Annotated in this window: 26 protein-coding genes; 17 read left to right on the top strand and 9 right to left on the bottom strand. The window is 71.8% G+C overall.

Translation table 11 applies throughout. The annotated features are described in order from the left end of the window. Positions 1–76 precede the first annotated feature (76 nt). The gene (locus H9652_RS12260; protein ID WP_191796502.1) at positions 77–694 is read left to right on the top strand and encodes a class I SAM-dependent methyltransferase; all 618 of its coding nucleotides are present in this window, start codon (positions 77–79) and stop codon (positions 692–694) included. A 93-nt stretch (positions 695–787) separates the two neighbouring features. Here the strand turns inward: H9652_RS12260 and H9652_RS12255 are convergent, their stop codons facing one another. Further along, entirely contained in the window at positions 788–1,228 is a 441-nt protein-coding gene (locus tag H9652_RS12255; RefSeq protein ID WP_191796501.1) for an RDD family protein, read from the bottom strand. 238 nt (positions 1,229–1,466) lie between these two features. Here H9652_RS12255 and glnA point away from each other — a divergent pair, with 238 nt between their 5' ends. The 10 genes from glnA (at position 1,467) to H9652_RS20325 (ending at position 12,106) form a co-directional block, all read left to right on the top strand. After that, a complete protein-coding gene (glnA, locus tag H9652_RS12250; protein ID WP_138824214.1) occupies positions 1,467–2,891 on the top strand; it encodes a type I glutamate--ammonia ligase in 1,425 nt (474 codons plus the stop codon). 575 nt (positions 2,892–3,466) lie between these two features. Beyond that, positions 3,467–4,102, top strand: coding sequence for an Ltp family lipoprotein (locus H9652_RS12245; protein WP_191796500.1), 636 nt, complete (start codon positions 3,467–3,469; stop codon positions 4,100–4,102). Between the two features lie 238 nt (positions 4,103–4,340). Beyond that, positions 4,341–4,898, top strand: a complete 558-nt coding sequence (locus tag H9652_RS12240; protein ID WP_191796499.1) for a dihydrofolate reductase family protein — start codon at positions 4,341–4,343, stop codon at positions 4,896–4,898. A 72-nt stretch (positions 4,899–4,970) separates the two neighbouring features. After that, the gene (locus tag H9652_RS12235; RefSeq protein ID WP_191796498.1) at positions 4,971–5,960 is read left to right on the top strand and encodes a TIGR03557 family F420-dependent LLM class oxidoreductase; all 990 of its coding nucleotides are present in this window, start codon (positions 4,971–4,973) and stop codon (positions 5,958–5,960) included. Positions 5,961–6,102: 142 nt separating this feature from the next. After that, positions 6,103–6,939 (top strand): STAS domain-containing protein, encoded by an 837-nt coding sequence (locus H9652_RS12230; protein ID WP_191796497.1) that lies wholly within the window; start codon positions 6,103–6,105, stop codon positions 6,937–6,939. Continuing rightward, positions 6,936–7,340: an STAS domain-containing protein gene (locus H9652_RS12225; RefSeq protein WP_051703261.1), complete on the top strand. Its 405-nt coding sequence runs from the start codon at positions 6,936–6,938 to the stop codon at positions 7,338–7,340. The genes H9652_RS12230 and H9652_RS12225 overlap by 4 nt, the downstream gene beginning before the upstream one ends. Further along, complete coding sequence (locus H9652_RS12220) at positions 7,337–7,750, top strand: ATP-binding protein (protein WP_191796496.1); 414 nt, start codon at positions 7,337–7,339, stop codon at positions 7,748–7,750. Before H9652_RS12225 ends, H9652_RS12220 begins: the two co-directional genes overlap by 4 nt. Then, positions 7,747–8,781 (top strand): ATP-binding SpoIIE family protein phosphatase, encoded by a 1,035-nt coding sequence (locus tag H9652_RS12215; RefSeq protein WP_138824208.1) that lies wholly within the window; start codon positions 7,747–7,749, stop codon positions 8,779–8,781. Before H9652_RS12220 ends, H9652_RS12215 begins: the two co-directional genes overlap by 4 nt. Before the next feature lie 2 nt (positions 8,782–8,783). Beyond that, positions 8,784–10,508 carry an ATP-binding protein gene (locus H9652_RS12210; protein WP_191796495.1) on the top strand — a complete coding sequence of 575 codons (1,725 nt, stop codon included), beginning with the start codon at positions 8,784–8,786 and terminating at the stop codon, positions 10,506–10,508. Beyond that, positions 10,505–12,106 carry a SpoIIE family protein phosphatase gene (locus tag H9652_RS20325; protein ID WP_191796494.1) on the top strand — a complete coding sequence of 534 codons (1,602 nt, stop codon included), beginning with the start codon at positions 10,505–10,507 and terminating at the stop codon, positions 12,104–12,106. The genes H9652_RS12210 and H9652_RS20325 overlap by 4 nt, the downstream gene beginning before the upstream one ends. 49 nt (positions 12,107–12,155) lie before the next feature. Here H9652_RS20325 and H9652_RS12200 read toward each other — a convergent pair whose 3' ends face one another. From H9652_RS12200 to H9652_RS12175, 6 genes are read right to left on the bottom strand one after another with little or no spacing between them, the layout of a single operon-like run. After that, entirely contained in the window at positions 12,156–12,746 is a 591-nt protein-coding gene (locus H9652_RS12200) for a hypothetical protein (protein WP_191796493.1), read from the bottom strand. Beyond that, positions 12,743–13,303, bottom strand: a complete 561-nt coding sequence (locus H9652_RS12195; protein WP_191796492.1) for a DUF6286 domain-containing protein — start codon at positions 13,301–13,303, stop codon at positions 12,743–12,745. Before H9652_RS12195 ends, H9652_RS12200 begins: the two co-directional genes overlap by 4 nt. Further along, positions 13,300–13,749 carry an Asp23/Gls24 family envelope stress response protein gene (locus tag H9652_RS12190; RefSeq protein WP_191796491.1) on the bottom strand — a complete coding sequence of 150 codons (450 nt, stop codon included), beginning with the start codon at positions 13,747–13,749 and terminating at the stop codon, positions 13,300–13,302. The genes H9652_RS12195 and H9652_RS12190 overlap by 4 nt, the downstream gene beginning before the upstream one ends. Then, the gene (locus H9652_RS12185; RefSeq protein ID WP_030153270.1) at positions 13,742–13,921 is read right to left on the bottom strand and encodes a hypothetical protein; all 180 of its coding nucleotides are present in this window, start codon (positions 13,919–13,921) and stop codon (positions 13,742–13,744) included. Before H9652_RS12185 ends, H9652_RS12190 begins: the two co-directional genes overlap by 8 nt. A 23-nt stretch (positions 13,922–13,944) precedes the next feature. After that, on the bottom strand, positions 13,945–14,433 hold the full coding sequence (locus tag H9652_RS12180) for an Asp23/Gls24 family envelope stress response protein (RefSeq protein ID WP_225228157.1): 489 nt from the start codon (positions 14,431–14,433) through the stop codon (positions 13,945–13,947). After that, positions 14,430–14,990 (bottom strand): Asp23/Gls24 family envelope stress response protein, encoded by a 561-nt coding sequence (locus H9652_RS12175; protein WP_191796490.1) that lies wholly within the window; start codon positions 14,988–14,990, stop codon positions 14,430–14,432. The genes H9652_RS12180 and H9652_RS12175 overlap by 4 nt, the downstream gene beginning before the upstream one ends. 166 nt (positions 14,991–15,156) lie before the next feature. Between H9652_RS12175 and H9652_RS12170 the strand changes: the two genes are divergently transcribed. The 6 genes from H9652_RS12170 to H9652_RS12145 all read left to right on the top strand — a co-directional run bounded on the left by H9652_RS12170 (position 15,157) and on the right by H9652_RS12145 (position 20,449). Next, positions 15,157–15,723: an RNA polymerase sigma factor gene (locus H9652_RS12170; RefSeq protein WP_318244144.1), complete on the top strand. Its 567-nt coding sequence runs from the start codon at positions 15,157–15,159 to the stop codon at positions 15,721–15,723. After that, positions 15,714–16,172: a hypothetical protein gene (locus H9652_RS12165; protein WP_191796488.1), complete on the top strand. Its 459-nt coding sequence runs from the start codon at positions 15,714–15,716 to the stop codon at positions 16,170–16,172. The genes H9652_RS12170 and H9652_RS12165 overlap by 10 nt, the downstream gene beginning before the upstream one ends. A gap of 157 nt (positions 16,173–16,329) precedes the next feature. Further along, positions 16,330–17,067, top strand: a complete 738-nt coding sequence (locus tag H9652_RS12160) for a PAS and ANTAR domain-containing protein (RefSeq protein WP_225228156.1) — start codon at positions 16,330–16,332, stop codon at positions 17,065–17,067. A 111-nt stretch (positions 17,068–17,178) separates the two neighbouring features. Beyond that, complete coding sequence (locus tag H9652_RS12155; RefSeq protein WP_318244143.1) at positions 17,179–18,261, top strand: acyl-CoA dehydrogenase; 1,083 nt, start codon at positions 17,179–17,181, stop codon at positions 18,259–18,261. Further along, a complete protein-coding gene (locus H9652_RS12150) occupies positions 18,255–19,730 on the top strand; it encodes a PIG-L family deacetylase (protein ID WP_191796487.1) in 1,476 nt (491 codons plus the stop codon). The genes H9652_RS12155 and H9652_RS12150 overlap by 7 nt, the downstream gene beginning before the upstream one ends. After that, the gene (locus H9652_RS12145; RefSeq protein ID WP_191796486.1) at positions 19,727–20,449 is read left to right on the top strand and encodes a glycosyltransferase; all 723 of its coding nucleotides are present in this window, start codon (positions 19,727–19,729) and stop codon (positions 20,447–20,449) included. The genes H9652_RS12150 and H9652_RS12145 overlap by 4 nt, the downstream gene beginning before the upstream one ends. 53 nt (positions 20,450–20,502) lie before the next feature. On the opposite strand, the gene H9652_RS12140 is transcribed toward H9652_RS12145, so the two are convergent. Both H9652_RS12140 and H9652_RS12135 read right to left on the bottom strand, forming a co-directional pair. After that, positions 20,503–21,462, bottom strand: coding sequence for a manganese catalase family protein (locus H9652_RS12140; protein WP_191796485.1), 960 nt, complete (start codon positions 21,460–21,462; stop codon positions 20,503–20,505). A gap of 84 nt (positions 21,463–21,546) precedes the next feature. Next, a complete protein-coding gene (locus tag H9652_RS12135) occupies positions 21,547–22,878 on the bottom strand; it encodes an APC family permease (protein ID WP_191796484.1) in 1,332 nt (443 codons plus the stop codon). Between the last annotated feature and the right edge of the window lie 52 nt (positions 22,879–22,930).

Below are 22,930 nucleotides of genomic sequence, written 5' to 3'. Positions count from 1 at the left end.
CCCCCGGGCGCCGGGCGGGCCGTCGTGCATCCCCGTCCCGCGCCGACGACGGGGTCGGCGCAGCAAGGAGGCCCCCGTGAGCGACCCGTACTGGAACCACAGCACCCACTACTTCCCCGTCCTGACGCGGCTCGTGGGTCCCGGGACCCGCACCGCGCTCGACGTGGGCTGCGGCGAGGGGCTCCTGACGCGACGGCTCCGCGCCGCCGGAGCCGCCGAGGTGCTGGGGCTCGACCTCGACCCCGAACAGGTGGACCGTGCGCGCCGCGCCGCCGAGGGCTCCCCGACCGGCCTCGACTACCTCGCGGGCGACGTCCTGGACCCGCTCCCCGGCCTCGCCGAGCCCTTCGACGTCGTCACGACCGTCGCGACGCTGCACCACCTCCCGCTCGACGCGGGACTGCGGCGCCTGCGCGACCTGGTCGCCCCCGGCGGGACGCTCGCCGTCGTGGGGCTGACGCGGCCGCGCACGGCCTGGGACTGGGCGGTCAGCGCGGCTGGCGTCCCCGCCGCGAAGATCGCCCGACGGCGCCGCGGGGAGTGGGAGCACGGCTCGCCGATCGCGGAGGTCACCACGAGCCACGCCGAGCTGCGTACGGCAGCACGGGAGATCCTGCCCGGCGCACGGCTGCGCCGCCGGCTCTACTGGCGGTACACGCTCGTCTGGCGTGCACCCGGGGCGGGCGAGGGCTGAGGCGGGCCCTGCGCCGAGGCGAGCGGCGCCGTCGGGCACGGGTGCCACCTGCCGGTGCTGCCGATGCCTGCCGGTGCGTACCTGGAGAACGCGTCAGGCGCGGACGATGACCGTGCCGGCGGCCTTGTCGTGCATGCCGCGACCGTCGCCGTCCCACACCACGGCCGGGACGACCAGGCACAGCAGCACCGTGCGCACCAGAGCCCGCCACAGGCCCACCATGCGACCCTCGCCGCCCAGGACCCGCACCTGCAGGCCCATGACGCGGTGACCGACCGTGTAGCCGAGCGTGCTCACCAGGAGCAGGTTCTCGACCGCGAACACGCCGAGCGTCGCCATCGAGTTCGCGTCGAAGACGAGGTAGCTGATGAGCAGGCACAGCACCCAGTCGACGACGAGCGCGACCGCACGACGGCCGACCGTCGCCAACGAACCGGGACCGTCGGACGGCAGGCCGAGGCGACCGCCTCGACCGTTCTCCCCGCCGGTCGGCGTACCCTCGAGCCAGGAACCCACATCTTCACGCGACACCACGGCACCAGCCTACGTGGCGGTGAGGCGGGTTCCGGCGCCCGACCGGTTCGTCCCGGTCGAGGGAGGCCCACCAGGCCCGCACAGGGCCCGCCGTCGTGCGCCGTCGCGCCGATGTCACACAGCCCGCCGCTGTGTAACACGGACGAAACACTCGGTACACGGTGGGGAAACCCCTGAGGCCTAGGTTCGAGGCGCCACTGGAGGTACGGCCAGAGGACCCACTACCAAGGAGTTACGGATGTTCAAGAACGCGGAGGAGGCAATCGCCTTCACCCAGAACGAAGGCGTCGAGTTCGTCGACGTCCGGTTCTGCGACCTGCCGGGCGTGATGCAGCACTTCAACATCCCGATCTCGCAGTTCGCCGAGTCCGCCTTCACGGACGGCATGATGTTCGACGGGTCCTCGATCCGCGGCTTCCAGGCGATCCACGAGTCGGACATGAAGCTCATCCCCGACGTCACGACGGCCTACGTCGACCCGTTCCGCAAGCGCAAGACGCTCATCGTGAACTTCTCGATCGTGGACCCCTTCACCGACGAGGCGTACTCGCGCGACCCGCGCAACGTCGCCTTCAAGGCCGAGGCGTACCTGCGCAGCACCGGCATCGCCGACACCGCGTTCTTTGCCCCCGAGGCCGAGTTCTACATCTTCGACGACGTCCGGTTCAAGACGAGCCAGAACGAGTCGTACTACCACCTCGACTCCAAGGAAGCGGCCTGGAACACCGGTCGCGTCGAGGAGGGTGGCAACCTCGGCTACAAGACCCGCTACAAGGGTGGCTACTTCCCCGTCTCCCCCAACGACCAGATGGCGGACCTGCGCGACGAGATGTGCGCCGTCCTCGACCAGGTCGGCCTCGACGTCGAGCGCGCGCACCACGAGGTGGGCACCGCCGGCCAGCAGGAGATCAACTACCGCTTCTCGACGCTGACCGCAGCGGCCGACGACCTGATGAAGTTCAAGTACGTCATCAAGAACGTCGCCTGGGAGGCCGGCAAGTCCGCGACCTTCATGCCCAAGCCGATCTTCGGTGACAACGGCTCCGGGATGCACTCGCACCAGTCGCTCTGGAAGGACGGCGAGCCGCTGTTCTTCGACGAGAAGGGCTACGGCGGCCTGTCGGACCTCGCCCGCTGGTACATCGGCGGCCTGCTCAAGCACGCGCCCTCGCTCCTCGCCTTCACGAACCCGTCGGTGAACTCCTACCACCGCCTGGTCCCCGGCTACGAGGCCCCCGTCAACCTGGTCTACTCGGCCCGCAACCGCTCCGCGTGCATCCGCATCCCGGTCACCGGTTCCTCGCCCAAGGCCAAGCGCGTCGAGTTCCGCGTGCCGGACCCGTCGGCCAACCCGTACCTGGCCTTCGCCGCACAGCTCCTCGCCGGCATCGACGGCATCAAGAACCGCATCGAGCCCCCCGAGCCGATCGACAAGGACCTCTACGAGCTGCCCCCCGAGGAGCACGCGGCGATCCAGCAGGTCCCCGCCTCCCTCGGCGAGGCCCTCGACGCCCTCGAGGCCGACCACGACTACCTCACGGTGGGCGACGTCTTCACCGAGGACCTCATCGCGACGTGGATCGACTACAAGCGCACGCACGAGATCGACCCGATCCGTCTGCGTCCGCACCCCCACGAGTTCGAGCTGTACTACGACCTCTGATCGTCGGTGCTCGCGGTGGTAGTCGCGAGCTCCCTGCAGTGACGGCACCCCGGCCGCCCTATGTGGCGACGGGGGTGCCGTGCTGTGCCCCTCGGTCCGGCATCCCGCGGAGGCGTCCGGGCCGGACGAGCATCACCGACGAGCTGGTCACAACACGCGATCCGACAGCCAGGTTTCACTCCAACTACCTGCGGTCTGCCAATGCAGGCGGGCGCTCGCACGGCATTCCACCCCCATGATTCCCTCAGGGCCTCCGAATTCACCCGCCGCACCGGCGGTTCGCCGTCCCTCGCCATATACCCCGACCTCTCACCGTGCCAGACTTCTCAAACTGATGTACCGGAATGTCCAGAGGAGTGGCCATGGCACTGCGATACACCTCCCCGCCGAACTGGCCCCCGCCCCCGGCTGGATGGACACCTCCGCCAGGCTGGAAGCCCGATCCCTCGTGGGAGCCAGCGCCACAGGGTTGGGAGTTCTGGGTCGAGGACTCCGTCGACGGTTTCGCGGAAGCACCGGGGCATCCGTCCGCCTCGACAGGACCGACGAAACCTCCTCCTCCACCATTCACGGGAATGCCGACGACGAATTCCTGGTTCGCCCGCCACAAGATTCTCACCGGAATCGGCGCAGCGTCGGTTCTGCTCATCGTGCTGGTTGCCGCTCTGAGCGGAGGCGGCGGCGGAAATCCCGACGAGCCCGTCGCGGACAGTGCCGCCACACAGACCCAGGACGACGAGAAGTCCGCGAAAGACCTTGCTGTCGAAGAGGCCGCCGAGGCTGAGCGTCTGGCCGAGGAGGACGCGGCGGCTGCGGCCCAGGCCGAGGCGGACCGCCTCGCGGAGGAGCAGCGCCTGGCGGACGAGGCAGCCGCTGCCGAGGCCGCCGCCGCCGAGGCCGCCCGGCAGGGTTCGGTCGCCCAGCAGAATGCCTATCGATCGGCCGTGAACTATCTCGACTTCACAGCCTTCTCCCGCTCCGGCCTTGCCGGCCAGCTGGAGTTCGAAGGCTTCAGCGCCCCGGATGCGGAGTTCGCGATCGCCCGCTTGGAGACCGAAGGCGGCGTCGACTGGAACGCGCAGGCCGCGGCCAGCGCGGCGAACTACCTGGAGTTCACCTCTTTCTCACGCTCCGGACTCATCGAGCAGCTCAGGTTCGAGGGATACACCGCAGAACAGGCAGAGCACGGTGTGAGCACGACGGGCCTGTAGCTCGCAGGCAGGACCTTGCCCGTCCGTGCCGGCACGAGCCCGTCGAGCGGGTGGACCGGGGTGCCGTGGACGGTCGCGGTGCTCGTACGGGCCTCGTGCTGCACGGTGACCGGCACCGACGGCCAGGTGGGTGGCGCCCACTGCCGAAGCCCGTCCGACCGATGAGTTCCTCCCCGTGCCGAGGTCACTGCCTGCACGGCCGTCGTCGGTCGACACGCTCACACCCGGAGGAGACGGCATGGCACGGCTCATCTACTCGATGATCACCTCGCTCGACGGCTACGCCGAGGCGGCGGAGGGCGACCTCGGCGTGGGCGCCGACGACGAGGAGGTCCACACCTTCATCGACGACGTCTTTCGCCACGTCGGCACCTACCTCTACGGCCGGCGGATGTACGAGACGATGGTCTTCTGGGAGACCGCGCACACCGACCCCGACGCACCGCCGTTCATCGTCCGGTACGCCCGGGGATGGCAGGCCGCGGAGAAGGTCGTCTACTCCACGACGCTGGATGCGGTGTCCAGCGCGAGGACCAGGATCGAGCGGACCTTCGACCCGGAGGCGGTGCGCCGGCTCAAGGCCGAGTCCGAGCACGACCTCACCGTGGACGGCCCGAACCTCGCAGCCCAGGCGATCAGGGCCGGCCTGGTGGACGAGTACCACCTGTTCGTCACCACGAGCGTGGTCGGCGGTGGCGAGCGGTTCTTCCCCGACGGCGTGCGCCTCGATCTCGAGCTGGTCGAGGAGCGAGCGTTCGACAGCGGTCTGATCTACGCGCGCTACCGGACCCGCTGAGCCCCGTGGAGGCCGACGGCGCAGGGCTGCGGCCGGGGTGCGAGGCTCCAGCGCCGGCGCGAGGATCGAAGCATGACCAGATTCGGCTACACCCTCATGACCGAGCAGTCCGGGCCCAAGGCCTTGGTGGACTATGCGGTGGCCGCCGAGAGGACCGGCTTCGACTTCGAGGTGTCCTCCGACCACTACTTCCCCTGGCTCGACAGCCAGGGGCACTCGCCGTACGCCTGGACGGTACTGGGTGCGGTGGCCCACGCGACCGAGCGCGTCGACCTGATGACGTACGTGACGTGCCCGACGATCCGCTACCACCCTGCCGTGGTCGCCCAGAAGGCGGCGACGCTGGGGATCCTGTCCGACGGTCGCTTCACGCTCGGGCTCGGCGCCGGGGAGAACCTCAACGAGCACGTCGTGGGCAGGGGCTGGCCCGCGGTCGACGAGAGGCACGGTCTGCTGGTCGAGGCGGTCGACATCATCAGCGAGCTGTTCACGGGCGAGCTGCTGAGCTACCGGGGTGAGTACTTCCAGGTCGACTCGGCCCGCCTGTGGGACCTGCCCGCCGCCCCGGTCGAGATCGGTATCGCGGTCTCGGGCGCGCAGTCGGTGGCTGCCTTCGCGACACTCGCGGACCACCTCGTGGCCACCGAGCCGAAGCCGGACCTGGTCACCGCCTGGGACCGGGCGCGCGACGCGGCCGACCTCCCACCGTCTCGCAAGATCGGCCAGATCCCCATCTGCTGGGACACCGACCAGGAGCGCGCCCTCGCCAGGGCGCACGACCAGTTCCGCTGGTCGGGCCTGGGATGGCCGGTCAACGCCAACCTCCCGACCACGCAGGCCTTCGCGAGCGCCAGCGCGTTCGTCCGGCCCGAGGACCTCACGGAGTCGATCCCGTGCGGGCCCGACCTCGACGCGATCGTCGACGCCGTGTCGGCGTACTGGGAGGTGGGCTTCACCGACATCGCGCTCGTCCAGGTCGGCGACGAGGGGCAGCAGGACTTCCTCGACCAGGCGGCCGAGCCGCTCCTCGACAGGCTCCGATCCGCTGCACCGAGCGACTGAACCCGCCGCGCGACACGGTGGCCGACGCTCCGAGGCCCGGCGTCCTGGACGGTGGAAAAGTCCCGGTCCGCCCCCGCTAGAATGAGCCCTCGCCACTGCTTGGAGAACTTGAGCAGGCGGCAGAGACATGGAAGGAATGTCGATGGCCGACGTCGCCACAGCTGCACCCCTAGCCCTCTCCCAGACACTTGCCACCCGCGCGGACGACATCCGCGGCGTGTGGCTCGAGGCTGCCGCACGCGAGCTCCACGGTCGCACCTCACGAGGTGAGCTCGAGCGCGAGCAGGCCGAGATCTTCGACGCCCTGGTCGACGGACTTCGGGCAGGTGGCACCGTCGTGACGGACGCTGCGTTCGACCAGCTCCGCGGCATCCTCGCCGACGTCTCGGCGGTGCGCGCCCGGCTCGGGTTCACGCCGCGCGAGACGGCGATCGGTCTGTTCGCCCTCAAGGACGGCCTGTACCCCCTCGCCTCCCCCGACACCGACATCGTGCCGCTGCTGCAGCTCGTCGACCAGCTCGGTCTCCTGACGTTCGAGGCCTTCGCCGCGGCCCGCGAGTCCATCATCACCGAACAGGCCGAACAGCTCCTCGAGCTCTCGACCCCCGTGGTCAAGCTCTGGGAGGGCATCGTCGCGGTGCCGCTCGTGGGGACGCTCGACTCCGCCCGCGCCCAGGTGGTCATGGAGCGCCTCCTCAACACGCTCGTCGACACGGGCAGCGAGCACGCGATCATCGACATCACGGGTGTCCCCGCCGTCGACACCCAGGTCGCGCAGCACCTCCTCAAGACCGTGGTCGCGGCACGCCTCATGGGGGCCGAGTGCACGATCAGCGGGATCCGACCCCAGATCGCGCAGACGATCGTGGCTCTCGGCATCGAGTTCGGCGACATCCGCACGCGTGCGACGCTCGCCGACGCCCTCGTCGACGCCCTCCGCTCAGGCCGCGGGGCACGTCAGAAGGGCCTGCCCGCGTGACCGACGGCGTTCCCGTCCTCAAGATCGGCTCGACGCTCCTCGTCTCGATCCAGGTGGACCTGCAGGACGACACCGCCCTGCAGCTCCAGGAGGATCTCGCGACGCGGATCACGGAGACCGGAGCGCGCGGGGTCATCATCGACATCTCCGGCCTCGAGATCGTCGACTCGTTCATCGGGCGCATGCTGGCCTCGGCCGCCAGCATCTCCCACGTGCTCGACGCGACGACCGTCGTGGTGGGCATGCGGCCTGCCGTCGCGATCACGATGGTCGAGCTGGGGCTCTCCCTCGGGAACGTCCGCACCGCGCTCGACGTCGAACGTGCCCTCGCGCTCCTGGGCACGGTCGAGGAGTCTGCGGAGGACATCCTCCTCGCGGCCGCTGAGCGCGAGGAGAGATGAGCACCCCGACGGCGACCGTCGAACGCGTGCCCATCCTCACCGACTCCGACGTCGTCAAGGTGCGTCAGCTCGTGCGAACCCTCGCCCAGCAGGCGCGCCTCTCGCTGGTCGACCAGACCAAGCTCGTCACGGCCGCGAGCGAGCTGGCACGCAACACGCTCGTGTACGGGGGCGGCGGCGACGCCGAGGTGCAGCTGGTCACCGACGGCCCGCGGACAGGCGTGCGCGCCGTGTTCAAGGACGACGGGCCCGGCATCCCCGACCTCGACCTGGCGCTGACGGACGGCTGGACCAGCGGCGGCGGGCTCGGCCTGGGCCTGTCCGGATCGCGCCGGCTCGTCCAGCACTTCGCGATCGACACCGCGGCCGGGGCCGGTACGCGCGTCGAGATCGCGACCTGGTCACGATGACGGCATCGAGCGGAGTCGACGAGCGCCGCAGCATCGTCGAGAACGGCACCTGGTACACCGTGGACCACCCGTCGGCGGTCGGTCGCGTGCGCCGTGCGGCGAGCGTCGTCGCCCGGGACCTGGGGTTCGACGAGGACCGTGCGGCGAAGGTCGGGATCGTCGTCTCGGAGCTGGCCACCAACCAGGTCAAGCACGCCGGGTCCGGGAGGGTGCTCGTGCGAGTCTGCCGGACCGGGGACGCCGCCGAGCTCGAGATGCTCGCGGTCGACTCCGGCCCCGGCATGCGAGACATCACCGCAGCCATGCAGGACGGAGTCTCCACCCGCGGAACCCTCGGTATCGGGCTCGGCACCGTCCCCCGCCTCGCCTCCTCGTGGGACGCGTGGACCTCGCCCGGACAGGGCACGGTCATCGCCGCGACCTTCACCGGGCGGGGCACGGTGGCAGGGCCCCGTCGCCCGACCGGCGTGACCCGACCCATGACCGGCCAGGAGGCGTGCGGAGACGCGTTCGCCGTCCGGCACGACGCCGGTGTCGCGACCCTGATGGTGGCGGACGGCCTGGGACACGGGCCTCTCGCCGCAGCGGCCTCCGGTGCTGCGGTACGGACGTTCCTCGACGCTCCCCCGGGATCGCCCGTCGCACTCCTCGAGCGGGTGCACCGCGCCCTGTCCGGAACGCGCGGGGCCGCCGTCTCGATCGCCCAGGTGAGCGATGGTGTGCTGCACTACGCGGGCCTCGGCAACATCTCCGGGACCGTCCACGGCGACCGCGCTCGTGGCCTGGTGTCCCACCCCGGCATCGCCGGTGTGCCGACGCGCCAGCTGCGCGAGACGACGTACCCGGTCGAGCGGGGTGACGTCGTCGTGATGCACAGCGATGGACTCACCAACCGCTGGTCGCTCGCGGACTATCCGGGCCTCGCCGCCCGATCCCCCTTCGTCGTCGCCGGCGTCCTGCTGCGTGACCATGCGGTGCGCCCCGACGACTCCTGCGTGGCGGTGCTGCCCGTCACGTGGTCGGAGACCTGACCATGCCGATCCTCGCCACACAGCTCCGCTCCGACGCCGACGTGATCGCCCTGCGCCGCGCCGGCCGTGAGATCTGCCGCCAGCTCGGGCTGGACGTCCAGGACCAGGTCCGTGTCGCGACCGCGTTGTCGGAGATGGGCAGAGCAGCGGTCGCCACCGGGACCGCCGACGTCGTCATCGCCGTCGTCCCGGGCACACCCCAGGCGACCCTCCGCGCCGAGATCACCCCCGACGTCGCGTTCGTGCTCGACGGGGACTCGAGCGACGGTGGCGTCCCGGCGGCGCGGCGGCTCGTCCGGGACCTCGAGATCGAACCGACCGGCACCCGGGTCGTCCTCACGAAGCTGCTGAGCGTCACGGCCCGCGTCGACGAGGCCTCGCTCGCCCGCGTCCGACGGTCCACGGCCGCGGCCCACGTCGCCGACGCGCTGGACGAGCTGCGCGTGCAGAACACCGAGCTCGTGCGCACCCTCGACGAGCTGACGCAGCAGAAGGAGGAGCTCCGGCGCTTCAACGAGGAGCTCGAGGAGACGAACCGCGGGGTGCTGGCGATGTACGACCAGCTCTCGTCCGAGCTCGAGGAGACGAACACGGGGGTCGTCGCCCTCTACGCCGAGCTCGACGAGCGCGGTCGCGAGCTCGCGGCCGCGAACGAGGCGAAGACCCGCTTCCTGCGCAACGTGAGCCACGAGCTGCGGTCCCCGGTCAACTCGATCCTCGGGCTGACGTCGCTGCTCGCCGACTCCCACCTCGACGCGGACCAGGCCCAGCAGGCGACCTACCTGCGGGAGAGCGCCACGACGATGCTCCAGCTCGTCGACGAGCTGCTCGACCTCGCACGGGCAGAGGCCGGCCACGAGGACGTCGAGCCGGCACCCGTCGACGTCGCCCGGCTGCTCGACGAGCTGCAGGGGACGACCCTCCCTCTCCTCCGGCCCGGGGTGACGCTCAGGACCTCCTGCCCACCCGACCTCGTCCTGGTGACGGACCGGCGTCTCGCTGCGAGGGTGCTGCGCAACCTCCTGGCGAACGCGGCGAAGTTCACGGACGAGGGGCACATCGAGTTCCGCGCGGCGAACGAGGGCGACCTGGTGCGGTTCGACGTCCGTGACACCGGCCTCGGGATTGCCGAGGAGCACGTCGAGTCGGTCTTCGAGGAGTTCGTCCAGGTGCCGAACCGTCTGCAGCCCTCGGTGCGCGGGACAGGTCTGGGGCTGCCGTACGCACGGCGGACCTCGGAGGCGCTCGGTGGGACGCTCGTCGCCTCGTCGCAGCCGGACGTCGGGAGCGTGTTCACGCTCCGCCTGCCGTCGCTCCCGTCCGAGGCGTCGTCCAGGCCGGCGCGCGCCGAGGTCGTCCCTCAGGGCGGCGACCTCGGGCACGTGCTCGTCGTGGACGACGACCGGGCGTTCGCGTCGGTCATCGTCGCGATGCTCCAGGGCCACGCCGCGCGCGTCAGCGTCGCGCACGACGCGTCGCACGCCCTGGCCCTGCTGCACGACGGCGCGGCGGACCTCGCGCTCCTGGACGTCCGTCTCCCGGGGACGGACGGGCCGACGCTCCGATCGAGGATCCGCGAGGTGCACCCGGCGACCGGGACGGTGCTCATGTCGAGCGCGTCCCTGCCGGTGCGGGACGACCTCGACGGCGTCCTCTTCCTCCCCAAGGCGGGAATCTCCCGTGACAACCTCGTCGCGACGTTGCGGCGGGCGAAGGAGGCCCGGTGACCTCCCCCCACACCGTGCTCGTCGTCGACGACACCGCCGCGCACCGGTACATCATGTCGAGCTGGCTCCGTCGTGCGGGCTTCGAGGTGATCGAGGCGGCGACCGGTGCCGAGGCGCTCGTCCGCACGAACCCGCACATCGACGCGATGGTTCTCGACGTCAACCTGCCGGACATCCACGGCGGTGAGGTCTGCAGGAGGCTCAAGGCCGAACCGTCGACCGCCCACATCCCCGTGCTGCACGTGTCCGCGACGGCCGTCGACGCCGCTTCCCGGACCGCCGGTCTGGAGGGTGGCGCGGACGCGTACCTGCCCGAGCCGCTCGACCGGGACGAGTTCATCGCGACCATCAGCGCCCTGTGCCGACGCCACGACGCCCAGCGAGGCGCGGGGCGCACGGCACGCCGTCTCGAAGCGCTCACCAACGCCCTGGTCCCCCTGCACGAGGCCCGTTCGTACGAGGCCGTCGTGGACCACACCGCCCGTGGCGCCTGCGCCGTCCTCGGCCGGGCCGTGGTCGCGATGGTGGTCGCCGATGCCGGGCTCGTGCTGCGCTCGGTCTGCGTGACGGAAGGTTCCGCACTCGTCCGTGGCCGCGGGCCGTCGGCCGTCCTCGCCCCCGGCGACGTCAACCCGGCCATGTTCGGCGCGGACGAGGTCCCGGCTCCGTGGCTCCCCCTGCTGAAGGAGGCCGGGATCAGCCCGTCGCAGTGGTGGACCATGTGGCTCGTCGACAGCAGCGGTGCCCTCGTCGGCGGTCTCGGGATCCAGGTCGTGGACGGGGACAAGAGCCTCACGGACGAGGAGCAGGCGGCCGTCGGACGGTTCGCCGAGGCCGCGACCGTCGCGCTCTCGAACCTGCGGACGTTCGCGGAGGAGCAGCGCATCGCGCTCGCCCTCCAGCGCGCCCTCCTGCCGTCGAGCCTGCAGGTGAGCGGCCTCGAGGTGGCCGCCAGGTACGACGCCTCCGACGCGCGCCTCGACGTGGGCGGGGACTTCTACGACGCGTTCGACCTCCCGGACGGCCGGGTCGCCGTCGTCATCGGTGACGTCCAGGGCCACTCGCTCCGCGCGGCGACGGTGATGGCAGAGGTGCGCGTGACTCTCCGCGCCTACCTCCGAGAAGGTCATGACGCCCAGCACGCGTTGAACCTCCTGAACGATGCGCTGCGCTGCGACCACACCGAGTACGCGACCGTGTGCGTCTGTGTGCTCGACCCCCGGACGGGCGCCGTGGAGATCACCGACGCCGGCCACCTGCCCGCTCTCGTCGTCCGTGCGGACGGCACGGTGCTCCAGGTGAAGGAAGGCTCACGCCTCCTCGGCCTGCCGAACCCGGACGGTCGGCCCGTGCACCAGGACGTGCTGCAGCACGGCGACCTGCTCGTGCTCGTGACCGACGGGCTCGTAGAGCGTCGAGGGGCCTCCCTGCCCGACGCCCTCGACCGGCTGGCCCTGCTGGCCGCCGAGAACGCCGGGGTCGACCCGGCGACGATGTGCGAACGCCTCGTCTCCGCCTTCGACGACGCGGGCCGTGAGGACGACGTCGCGGTCGTCGCCGTCGGTCGTCGCGCGGTGCAGCACGGGCCGACCACCTAGTCGGACGCCGTGCGTCTCGTCGACCGGAGGCACGCCCCGCACACCCTCGCTACTCGACGCGCGATCCGCGGTCGGAGCGACGGCTCGTCCTCATCCTCACGGTCGTGCGGGAGCGGAGCCTCTCGTCAGGCAGGACCGTCGCCGCGTCAGCGACGAGGTCGTCGAGCCGGGTGGCCAGATCGGGCAGGTCGGCGGCGGGGTCGACCGTGACGAGGAGACTGAGGACGAGCTCGGAACCCTCGTCGCGCAGGGTCGCCGTCGCTCTGCGGACCGAGGGGACCTGCTGAGCCGCGTGGGGGGGGGCGGGGGCGGCCCCCCCCCCCCGGTCGATGCGCAGGCGCATGGCACGACTGGAGCCGGGTAGGTCCTGCTCGGCCACGGAACGGGCGGGAAGGTGTGCGAGCATCCACCACACCGCCACGATCGCCAGGATCAGGGCGACGGCGCCGGTCACGAAGGGCCACCACGTCTGCGAGGCGGCATCGGTCGCGGGAGACGTGTCGAGGCGGTCGGGGACTCCGTCGACGTACTCGGCCAGGGTGCCCGTGGTCCACAGCAGCGCTGCGACGCCGACCGCGACGAGCACGAGTCCGACCAGGGCGAGCAGCACGCGGTCGAGCCTCAGGACGGTGCGGTTCATGGTGTCCGCCCTTCGCCGGCGCGCACGACCAGGCTCGGCGGTCGCTCGAGCGCCGAGAGCTGACGTGCGACCTCTTCACGGACGTCGGAGAGGATCTCCGGAGAGCCTGTCGTGCGGACGGTCACGCGAACGGCACGCCGGGTCACCGACGTGCTGGTGTCGAGGACCCCCGGCACGTCGCGGGCTGTGGCGTTCACCCAGCGGGCGACGTCGGCCGAGCGCAGGTGGACTCCGCTGGTCGCCACCACTCGCAGGGTCGTGCGCGGACGGGGGCGGACGGCCTGCCAGAGCAACCAGAGTCCGACCAGCGCGACGAGCGCTCCGGTCACCCCGACCCACGTCTCGGGCTCGAGTCCGTCCAGGCCGGCCGCGAGGGCCGCGAACCAGCTCGTCCCCTGCCCCCGTGCCGCCACGTACGCGGCCTGCCCGGCGAGCACCGCGACGGCCAGGAGCACGATCGCCAGGACGAACGCCCACGAGGTCAGGACGAGGGCCGCCCGTGGTGATCTCGCCGGGGCGGGGACGGTCCGGACGGGGGGTGTCGTGGGTGCGCTCATCGGACTCGTCGCTCCTTGGTCGTTCCGGTGGCCTCGAGGACGTCCGAGGGGTCCACGATGCGTGCGACGGTCGCGCGGACCTCGTCCACGTGCACCCCCGCGAGGGCCCGGAGCTGTTCGGACACGGCCTCGCAGACCTGGCGGGCGACGCTCGCGGCCGGGGCGGGCCACACGAGCGCGATCTCGAGCAGGACACGGGCGCGGTCACCGGCGCGTGAGCAGGTGACGTGGGGGTACGCGCGGCCCAGTGCTCGCCCGACCGTTCCTGTCGTGGCCGCGTCCGGCGCGACACCGGGGACGCCGAGCACGGCGGCGCGGGTGACCTTCTCGACGACCCGGTCCGCGACGCGCAGCGCTCCACGCTCCCCGGCGTCGACCGTCTCGTCCGAGGAGGTCGTCGCCGCACCCTGCGAGGGCGACGGCTGGGCGAACGGCGTGTCAGACATGGCGCCGGCTGCGGAAGGCGGCACCGAGGTCGATGCGCCCCTCGATCTGGGCGCCGACGACCCATCCGACCCCGCCGAGGACCACGGCGAGGACGAACCCCCAGAACCCTCCGAGGATCGCGGCGAGGGCCAGCAGTATGCCGGTCAGCAGACCGATCGTGGACACAGACATGTGCTCTCCTTGGACGTGTCCGCTCAGGAGGCGGACGGGGATGAGGACGGGGATGAGGACGGGGACTCGACGTCCTCGACGAACACGCGGACAGGCACGGTGGCCAGCGCACGCACGGACTCGTGGACGTCACGGGCGACCGCGGGGATCGGACGGTCGGGCGAGACGACCAGGTGGACCTCGGTCTCCTCGGGACGGAGCCGGACCCCCGTGACGGCACGGCCAGGGAGGTAGGTCGCGACCTCGCCGAAGACCCCGGCATGCAGCCGGACGACCCCCGGGACGGCGAGCACGGCAGCGACGATCCTCTCGGCGATCTCCCCCTGGGCGACGTCGTCAGGCAGAGGCGGCGGGAACCGGTCGGAGGGAGGACGCAGAGGCTCGCCGAGCCCCGTCCCCGCATGTGCGTGCTCGAACGACTCGGCGACGTCCAGCGGGGTGGGCGCGGCCGCCTCCCGGCCCTCGCTCGAGGACCCCGGTGTCGAGGCGTGAGGAGGTGGCGACGAGGTCATCGGACCCGCCCGCCACCGTCCTCGCCCTCGCCGCTGTCGGAGGACTGCTCGCGCTGCGTGCGCCGGTCGGGGCTGGAGTCGGCGTCGTCACCGGGCAGGTGGACGTCGTTGACGTCGATGTTGACCTCGGTCACCTCGAGCCCGGTCATGCGTTCGATCGAGGTGATCACGCTCCGACGGACTGCCTGGGCGAGGTCCGCGATCGACACGCCGTAGTCCGCGACGAGGTCGAGGTCGACGGCGGCCTGACGCTCTCCCACCTCGACGTGGACGCCCGAGGTGGTGTCGCTGCCGCTGCCCGGGATGTACTCGCGGATGGCGCCGAAGGCCCTGGCCGCTCCCCCGCCGACCGCGTAGACCCCCTGGACGTTGCGGGTCGCGATGCCCGCGATCTTGGCGACGACCTGGTCGGCGATCGTCGTGCTGCCGTGCTCGGAGGCGAGCGCCGAGGGTCGGTCGACCGTCCCTCGCGGAGGTCCGGACTGCCCGACGTCCCCGGGACGGGAGACCGTGCCGGGTGCTGATGCTCCCGTGGTGTGTGTGCTCTGCTCGCTCATCGTTCGCTCCTCGTGCTCGGGACGCCCTGCGCGTCGGCAGGACGATCTGCGACGTTCCCCAGTGAGTGCCGCTCCGCCGCCAGAACGTCACGCCGCATTGATGTGACCTAGGTCACACTCGGCACTGCCGATGGCGAGGCTCCCGCCGGGCGCTATCGTCGGACAGGTGGAGGCCGTCGGTGATGGTGGCTACGCGGGGGCAGTCTCCGACCTGTCGCTCGCACGGAGGGCTGCCCTGCGCGACCGCGCGGCCTTCACGGCTCTCGTCGACAGGCACGGACCGGCGATGTACCGCTACGTCCTGCGCATGGTCCAGGACCCGGAGGTCGCCGCCGACTGCCTGCAGGACACATTGGTGGCCGCCTGGACCGGCTTCCCCGGCTTCCGGGGCGAGTCCGCCCCACGGACCTGGCTCTTCGGCATCGCGACCCGCCAGGCCTACCGCCACCGGAGCCACGCCGCGCGCCTCCCCGGCCCGCTGCCCGACGACCTCGTCGAGTCCGCCTCCCACGCGCCGGACCAGGATGCCGTGGACACCGCGCTCGTCGAAGCCCTCGACATCGCCCTGCTCGGTCTGCCACCGTTGCAGAGGTCGTGCTGGCTGCTGCGCGAGGTCGAGGGGCTGCACTATGCCGAGATCGCCGACATCCTCGGTACGACCCACGATGCCGTGCGCGGGATGCTCCACCGGGCCCGGGCGACGCTGGCGGAGAGGATGAAGGGATGGCGATGAACGACGACGCAGTCCTCGACCGCGCCACGCAGGCGCTGCGCCGCCACACCGACCAGGGGTGGACCCTCGTCCGCGAGAACGCACTGCTGAAGGCCCTCTCGGCCTTCCGCCCCTCCGCTCCGGTCCGTGGTCGGAGCGCGACGCCCACCGGTGTCGTCGAGTACTTCGTCGCCTCGGACGTCCTGGTCACGACCCTCCGCGAGGCGGTCGTCGCGGTGCCGAGCGCGTCCCCCCTCACGATCACCTGCTCGACCGACGACCACGACCGGCTCGCGACCGTCACGATCGAGGTCCTTGCAGCGTTCGACGTCCCCCTCCTCCCCCTCGCCTCAGCCGTGCGTCGGGTGGCCACCTCGCACCTTGCCACCGTCCTCGGCGACCTCGCTCCCGAGGCCGACGCCGTCACCGTCGACATCGCGATCACCGACGTCGCCGACGGCCACCTCTAGCCGCGGGCGGAGAAGGCACTCGTGTCGGACGGCCCGGGTGCCGGCCCGGCGTTCGCGGTCCGCGAAGCGCCCGTGCCTGAGTCGCGGTCCGGCGCTAACATCCGGTCAGGAGTCTGGAAGGAGGCTCCCTGAGCTTCCCTGCCCCCTAGGAGCTGAGATGACGACCTCGTACGACCTGGATCGCCCTCTTGACGCAGACCTCATGGAGGTCCTCCTCGCCGGGACGCCCCAACCCGTGGGTCAGTTCGTCCTGACCGTCCGCACGGGAACCTGGTGGTGGTCGGACGGGCTCTACGAGATGCACGGCTTCACGCCGGGCGAGGTGGTACCGACCACCGCCCTGATGCTCGCCCACAAGCATCCCGACGATCGCGCCCGCGTCGAGGCGGTCCTCGCGAACGCCTGCTCGTCGGGTGAGCCGTTCGCGTGCGTGCACCGCATCATCGACGCGCACGGCCACACCCGGACCCTCGGGGTCGTCGGCCGGGCTCGCAAGGAGCCCGGGTCGGACGAGGTCACGCAGGTCTCCGGGTACTTCGTCGACCTCACGATCACGCAACGCGAGCTGTCCCAGCGCGAAGCGACGGCGGCCATCAAGTCCTCCGCACAGAGCAGGGCCGTGATCGAGCAGGCCAAGGGCGCGGTCATGACGGTGTACGGCATGACCGAGAACGAGGCCTTCGACCTCTTGCGCCACCACTCGAACGTCACCAACGAGTCGATCCGGCACCTCGCCCGCCGCCTCATGGAGACCCTCGCAGAAGGCTCCGGCATCGCCGCGCCCACGGCCGACGACCTCGACCTGTTCTTCGAGACGGCCCCGGTACCTCGGCAGGCGGCAGTCGAACCGCCGGTGAGCACGAACGGTCAGGGCATCCATCCGGTCCTGTCCTGACGCGGCCCGCCGCGGTGGTCGTCCTCACGTCCGCGCGCGGTACCGGCGGCGTGCGAGGGACCCGGAGCACGCCTAGTCTGCGGGAACCCCCGGTAGACCACAGGAGCAGTCGTGACCGATCCGAGCACCACCGTCCTCGAGCACCTCACCGTCGTCCTCGACCCCTCACGCCGGGACGACGAGCGCACCCGGCGCCTGGCGACCGTCGCGCGCGTACCGACGATGAGCGGGGACGTCATGGAGTCCCTGGCCTGGGCCGCCGAGGTCGGCAGGTCCACGCCTGCCCCGGGTACCGGCCAGACGCTCGAGCTGTGGGAGCTGCTCGCCTCGACCGCCGCGGCCGACGTCGGTGTCGCTCGGGTCCTCGAGCCGCACCTCGATGCGCTCGCGATCTTGGCGCACGTCCCGGACGAGGTGGACCTGCGCTCGATCGGCGCCGACGAGACCAGCACATGGGGCGTCTTCGCGGCAGAAGGTCCGGGCGTACGCCTGGAGGCTCAGGAGGGCGTGGACGGCTGGCGGCTCACGGGGGTCAAGCCGTGGTGCTCGCTCGCCGCGACGCTCTCGCACGCCCTGGTGACCGCGTGGACCGTGGACGGTCGGCGGTTGTTCGCCGTCGACCTGCGCGCTCCCGGCGTCCGCCCGGACGACGGCCCGTGGGTCGCGCGCGGGTTCCCGGAGATCGTCAGCGCCCCCGTGCGTCTCGACGGCGCAGCAGCCGTCCCGGTCGGGGGTCCCGGGTGGTACCTCGACCGCCCTGGTTTCGCCTGGGGTGGCATCGGTGTCGCAGCCTGCTGGTGGGGCGGCGCCGTGGGCCTCGCGCGTGAGCTGTATGCGGCGACCGCGCGTCGCGAGCCCGACCAGCTCACGCTCGCCCACCTGGGCGCGGTCGACATCGCGCTGACCAGCGCACGGACGACGCTCGTCGAGGCGAGCCGGGTCGTGGACGGCACCGCGGACGCCGAGGTCGCCCCCGGGGTGCTCGCCCGGCGGGTGCGCGGCGCCGTCGCGCGCACGGTCGAGGAGACCGTGCAGCGGTGCTCGCACGCCCTGGGTCCGGGTCCGATGACCGCCGACGAGGCCTACGCCCGTCGTCTGGCCGACCTGCAGCTCTACGTACGCCAGCACCACGCCGAGCGCGACGACGCCTCCTTGGGCCGTGACCTCGTGGCCCGCGGGACCGCGCCGTGGTGACGTTCGACCATCGAGACCCGGGCACCACCGAGGACGCCTGGAGAGCCGACGGCTTCTTCGACCGGCTGCCTCCCCTGGACCTTCCCGACGACGTGCCCCACCTCGTCGCGCTCGCCGCACACCCCGACGACGAGTCGCTGGGCGCCGGCGGCCTCCTGGCACGGCTCGCCCGCCGGGGCGCGCCGGTCACGGTCGTCGTCGCGACGGACGGCGAGGCGTCCCACCCCGACTCCCCCACGCTCTCACCTGCTCGGCTCGCGCGCCTACGACGTCGCGAGCTCGTGGACGCGGTCGACGTGGCAGCTCCCGGTGCCGCCGTGGTCTTCCTGGGGCTGCCGGACGGAGGCCTGCGGGAGCACCGCCCCACCTTGCACCGACAGCTGTCCGCGATCCTCGGCGCGTTGGCAGAGGACGAGCCTGGACGCGGAGAGCGCGCCCCGGTGATGCTGTGCGCTCCGTGGCGCAGCGACGGCCACCGCGACCACCGCATCGCCGGCGAGGTCGCGGCCGCGGTCGCCGGCGAGCAGGGCGCACGGCTCCTGGAGTACCCGATCTGGTGGTGGCACTGGGGCAACCCGGACGACCGGACCGCCACCAAGGACATGCGGGCGCTCACGCTCACGCCGCAGGAGCGAGCAGCCAAGAGGCTCGCGCTGGCCGCGCACCGGTCGCAGGTCGAGCCGCTGTCCCCGGACCCTCGAGACGCGGCGACCGTCGGACCGGAGATGCTGCGGCACGCCGACCGCGACGTGGAGGTCTTCGTCGAGGCACCGTGCCCGTCGCCCGCCCCGCCCTCAGCGTCCGCACCGTCCCCGACGGCGGAGTCCGAACCGGGGTCGGGGCGTGGACCCGGGTCGGGGTCGACGTCCTCCGAGAGCCTGCCTGCCGGCTTCTTCGACGCGTTCTACCGCGGCCGCCCCGATCCGTGGGGCTTCGAGACGCGCTGGTACGAGGAACGCAAGCGCGCCGTGACGCTCGCGTCGCTGCCGCGCGCACGCTTTCGGGCCGGCCTGGAGATCGGCTGCTCGACCGGTGTCCTGACCGCGGATCTCGCCACCCGCTGCGACCGTCTCGTGGGGGTCGACGTCGCCGCGGCCGCGCTCGCAGCGGCCCGGGAGCGCCTCGGCGACGAGGTCGAGCTCCTGCGTCTCCGGACTCCTGCCGAGTGGCCCGAAGGGCTCTTCGACCTCGTGGTGCTCTCCGAGGTCGGGTACTACTACGGCGCGAGCGACCTGGAGACCGCGATCTCCCGTGCGGTCGGGTCCCTCACCGCGGACGGCGTCCTGGTCGCGTGCCACTGGCGGCACCCGGTACCCGAGTACCCGCTGCGGGGCGACGACGTCCATGCAGCCCTCGCTGCGCGCGCCGAGCTCGTGCGCCTCGTGCATCACCTCGAGGACGACTTCGTCCTGGAGGTCTTCGTCCGACCGCCGGGACGCTCGGTCGCCGCCGAGGCGGGGCTGGCATGAGCGCACCGGACCGCGTGACGCGACTGGCCGTCGTCGTGCCGGTGAACGACGAGGAGGAGCTCCTCCCCCGCTGCCTGGCCGCGCTCGACGCGGCCGTCGCGCGGATGCGGGACGAGCGACCGGCCGTGCGGGTCGAGGTCGTGCTCGTCCTCGACGACTGCACCGACGGGTCGGCCTCGCTCGCACGCTCGTCCCCGTACACCGTGCTCGAGACCGGATACCGGCGGGTCGGGGCAGCACGCGCCGCCGGGGTCGAGGCGGCGACGGAGCTGACCGGCAGGGGCCGCCCGGCACGGCTGTGGATCGCGAGCACCGACGCGGACTCGGCGGTGCCCCCGCACTGGCTCACGCACCAGGTCGCGCTCGCGGAGGCAGGGGCCGACCTGGTGATCGGCACCGTGCGTCCCGACTTCGACGACCTCTCCCCCGCGCAGCAGGCCGCCTGGGTGGCGACGCATCCCGTCGGGCAGGCGAACGGGCACGTGCACGGGGCGAACCTGGGGATCCGCGGCGACCGCTACCTGGCCGCCGGCGGCTTCCCGAGGGTCGCCGAGCACGAGGACGTCGACCTCGTGGCCAGTGCCCGGGGCGCGGGAGCGCGCGTCGTGGCCTCCGACGAGGGCCGGGTCCTCACCTCGGGTCGTACGACGGGCCGCACTCCCGGCGGGTACGCGCGGCACCTGCGCGAGGACCTCGTCCGGCCGGTGAGGGCCGGCTGAGACCCTCCGCACGCGCACCGGAGGGTCTCGTCACCGTGGGTCGGTGCCTGCACCTAGGCCTTGCTCGTCGGCGCGAACAGCGGGTCGGCGGCGTCGGCCATCTCGAGGTCCGCGGTCGCCTGGATGAGGGCGAGCAGGTCAGGGTCGAGCCCCGGGGAGAACTCCTCGTAGCGCTCCCGGGCGATGGTCGACGGGACGCCGGCGGGAGCCTGTTCGGTCGCGTCGAGCTCCGTCCCGTCGTTCGAGGGTGACATGCCCTGGAAGATGCGCCCGGCCTCCGAGGCTCCCTCGAGGTCGAACGTGTACTGCTTGGACTGCAGCCCCAGGTCGACGAGCTTCTTGACCTCGGGGAACTTCTCCGCGTCGGTCTTGGGGATCGGCAGGACCTTGCCCCAGTCCACGCCGAGGGTCTCGAGGGCTCGGGCGTACGCGTTCTCGTGCGCCTGGTCGCGCACGATCAGGTAGGAGATCGTCGAGCGCGCCGTCTTGTTGTCCGTCATCTCGTAGATCCGACACTTCTGCAGGCGCCCGGTCGACTCGAGCATGAGGTTGTACAGGAGGTCCAGCACCAGGTTCCCCGAGTTGTAGACGTAGCTCCCGCTCCACGGGTTGCCCGCGGCGTCCACGGGCAGGGCCCCCTGGGCCGCGACCAGGTAGTGGTGGATGTTCCCCACCCCGAGCGCCAGGTCCAGCGGCGTCCTGCCTCCCGCACCCGGGGTGTCGAGGGGGTCGGTCTTCTTCCCGTTGTACCGGGGCGAACCGTCGAGCAGGCGGGCGATGGTCGTGCCGATCAGCTCGACGTGGCTGATCTCCTCGGTCCCGATCCCCTGGAGCAGGTCCCGATAGGGCTTTCCCGCGGGTCCCCGGAAGTTGATGCTCTGGAAGAGGTACTGCATCATCGTGCGCATCTCCCCGAACTGACCTCCCAGTCCTTCCTGGAGCGCGTTCGCCGCTGCGGGGTCCGGCTCGTCGGCCACGATGTCGTTGATCAGTCGCTGCACGTGCAGGTACATCTCGTGCCTCCTCGGTGAAACCGATGTGGTCCTCCACCGTGCGCCCCTCCCTGCCCACTGGCATCTGGGGACCGCCGTCGATCATCAGTCCCCGCGGGTCGGCGTTGCCGTCCGCCGGCGGACGAGCCGCGTGACCAGGTAGAGCACGACACCCACCAGGACGAGAGCCCCCGCGCGGAGCCAGGTCTGCCCGGCCTGCTGCGTCAGGAGCAGGACGCAGCTTGCGGTCCCGAGCACGGGCACGATCGTCGCGACGCGGAAGTGGTCCTCCTTCACGGTGTCCCGGCGCAGGACCAGGACCGCGACGTTGGTGCTGATGAACACCACGAGGAGCAGGAGCACCACGGTCTCCGCGAGCGCACCCAGGTCTCCCGTGAAGACGAGCCCCATCGCGACGACGGTCGTCGCGACGATCGCGCCCCACGGGGTCCGGCGGCCGGGGAGCACCCGGGCCAGACCTGCGGGCAGCAGTCCCTGTCGCGCCATGCCGTAGGTGAGGCGGCTCGCCATGATCATGGTGAGCAGGGCGCCGTTCGCGACCGCGACGAGAGCCACCACGGCGAAGACGCGCTCCGGTACGACGTCGGCGACCTTCACGACCTCGAGCAGCGGCCCGGTCGAGCCCGCGAGCTGCTCGGGGGGCGCCACCGCGACGGCGGCCACACCGACGGCGACGTACACGACGCCTGCGGTGATCAGTGCGCCGAAGAGCGCACGGGGGTAGACCCGCCGGACGTCCTTGACCTCCTCGGCCAGGTTGGCCGAGGTCTCGAAGCCGACGAACGAGTAGTACGCGATGAGCGAGGCCGAGAGTACCGCGAGCGCCGGGGTGGTGCCCTGGGTGAACTCGAGGGCCCGGCCCGGTGACGCGTCGCCCCGGGTGAGGACGACGGCCGCGAGCACCACGATCAGGAGCAGCCCGGAGAGCTCGATCGCGGTCATCGCGACGTTCGCACGCAAGGACTCCTGGATGCCGCGCGCGTTGAGCGCCGCGACGAGGAGCAGGAACACGAGCGCGACCGGCACGACAGGGAGGTCCACGAACGAGCCGAAGTAGTCGCCGGCGAAGGCGAGGGACAGACCCGCCGCGCTCGTGACGCCCGCGGCGAGCATGCAGAACCCCACGAGGAACGACACGATCGGTACCTTGAAGGCGCGTTCGGCGAACACCGCGGCGCCCCCGGCGGCCGGGTACTTCGTGACGAGCTCGGCGTACGAGCCCGCGGTCAGCAGGGACAGTCCGAGCGCGACGAGAAGGGGCAGCCAGACGGCGCCGCCCACCTTCCCGGCCATCTCGCCGACCAGGGCGTAGACCCCCGCACCGAGCACGTCACCCAGGATGAAGACGTAGAGCAGGCGGCCCCCGACCGAGCGGTTCAGGGGCGTGGACGGGGACGCAGTGGTCGTGGCAGACATCTGGGCAGGCTCGCACGGGTGTGCGCGACTCGCGACCTCCCGTGCCCCGGCC

Source organism: Oerskovia rustica, assembly GCF_014836555.1.
GTDB classification, from domain to species: domain Bacteria; phylum Actinomycetota; class Actinomycetes; order Actinomycetales; family Cellulomonadaceae; genus Oerskovia; species Oerskovia rustica.
This window is presented reverse-complemented; position numbering and strand designations above follow the sequence as displayed.

Excerpts from the sequence above, each read along its gene's own strand:
- H9652_RS12135 (WP_191796484.1), bottom strand. The coding sequence starts at position 22,878 with ATGTCTGCCACGACCACTGCGTCCCCGTCCACGCCCCTGAACCGCTCG.
- H9652_RS12235 (WP_191796498.1), top strand. The coding sequence starts at position 4,971 with ATGACCAGATTCGGCTACACCCTCATGACCGAGCAGTCCGGGCCCAAG.
- glnA (WP_138824214.1), top strand. The coding sequence starts at position 1,467 with ATGTTCAAGAACGCGGAGGAGGCAATCGCCTTCACCCAGAACGAAGGC.
- H9652_RS12160 (WP_225228156.1), top strand. The coding sequence starts at position 16,330 with ATGACGACCTCGTACGACCTGGATCGCCCTCTTGACGCAGACCTCATG.
- H9652_RS12175 (WP_191796490.1), bottom strand. The coding sequence starts at position 14,990 with ATGAGCGAGCAGAGCACACACACCACGGGAGCATCAGCACCCGGCACG.
- H9652_RS12140 (WP_191796485.1), bottom strand. The coding sequence starts at position 21,462 with ATGTACCTGCACGTGCAGCGACTGATCAACGACATCGTGGCCGACGAG.
- H9652_RS12240 (WP_191796499.1), top strand. The coding sequence starts at position 4,341 with ATGGCACGGCTCATCTACTCGATGATCACCTCGCTCGACGGCTACGCC.
- H9652_RS12220 (WP_191796496.1), top strand. The coding sequence starts at position 7,337 with ATGAGCACCCCGACGGCGACCGTCGAACGCGTGCCCATCCTCACCGAC.
- H9652_RS12165 (WP_191796488.1), top strand. The coding sequence starts at position 15,714 with ATGGCGATGAACGACGACGCAGTCCTCGACCGCGCCACGCAGGCGCTG.
- H9652_RS12210 (WP_191796495.1), top strand. The coding sequence starts at position 8,784 with ATGCCGATCCTCGCCACACAGCTCCGCTCCGACGCCGACGTGATCGCC.
- H9652_RS12180 (WP_225228157.1), bottom strand. The coding sequence starts at position 14,433 with ATGACCTCGTCGCCACCTCCTCACGCCTCGACACCGGGGTCCTCGAGC.
- H9652_RS12215 (WP_138824208.1), top strand. The coding sequence starts at position 7,747 with ATGACGGCATCGAGCGGAGTCGACGAGCGCCGCAGCATCGTCGAGAAC.
- H9652_RS12195 (WP_191796492.1), bottom strand. The coding sequence starts at position 13,303 with ATGAGCGCACCCACGACACCCCCCGTCCGGACCGTCCCCGCCCCGGCG.
- H9652_RS12200 (WP_191796493.1), bottom strand. The coding sequence starts at position 12,746 with ATGAACCGCACCGTCCTGAGGCTCGACCGCGTGCTGCTCGCCCTGGTC.
- H9652_RS12145 (WP_191796486.1), top strand. The coding sequence starts at position 19,727 with ATGAGCGCACCGGACCGCGTGACGCGACTGGCCGTCGTCGTGCCGGTG.
- H9652_RS12190 (WP_191796491.1), bottom strand. The coding sequence starts at position 13,749 with ATGTCTGACACGCCGTTCGCCCAGCCGTCGCCCTCGCAGGGTGCGGCG.
- H9652_RS12185 (WP_030153270.1), bottom strand. The coding sequence starts at position 13,921 with ATGTCTGTGTCCACGATCGGTCTGCTGACCGGCATACTGCTGGCCCTC.
- H9652_RS12230 (WP_191796497.1), top strand. The coding sequence starts at position 6,103 with ATGGCCGACGTCGCCACAGCTGCACCCCTAGCCCTCTCCCAGACACTT.
- H9652_RS12245 (WP_191796500.1), top strand. The coding sequence starts at position 3,467 with ATGCCGACGACGAATTCCTGGTTCGCCCGCCACAAGATTCTCACCGGA.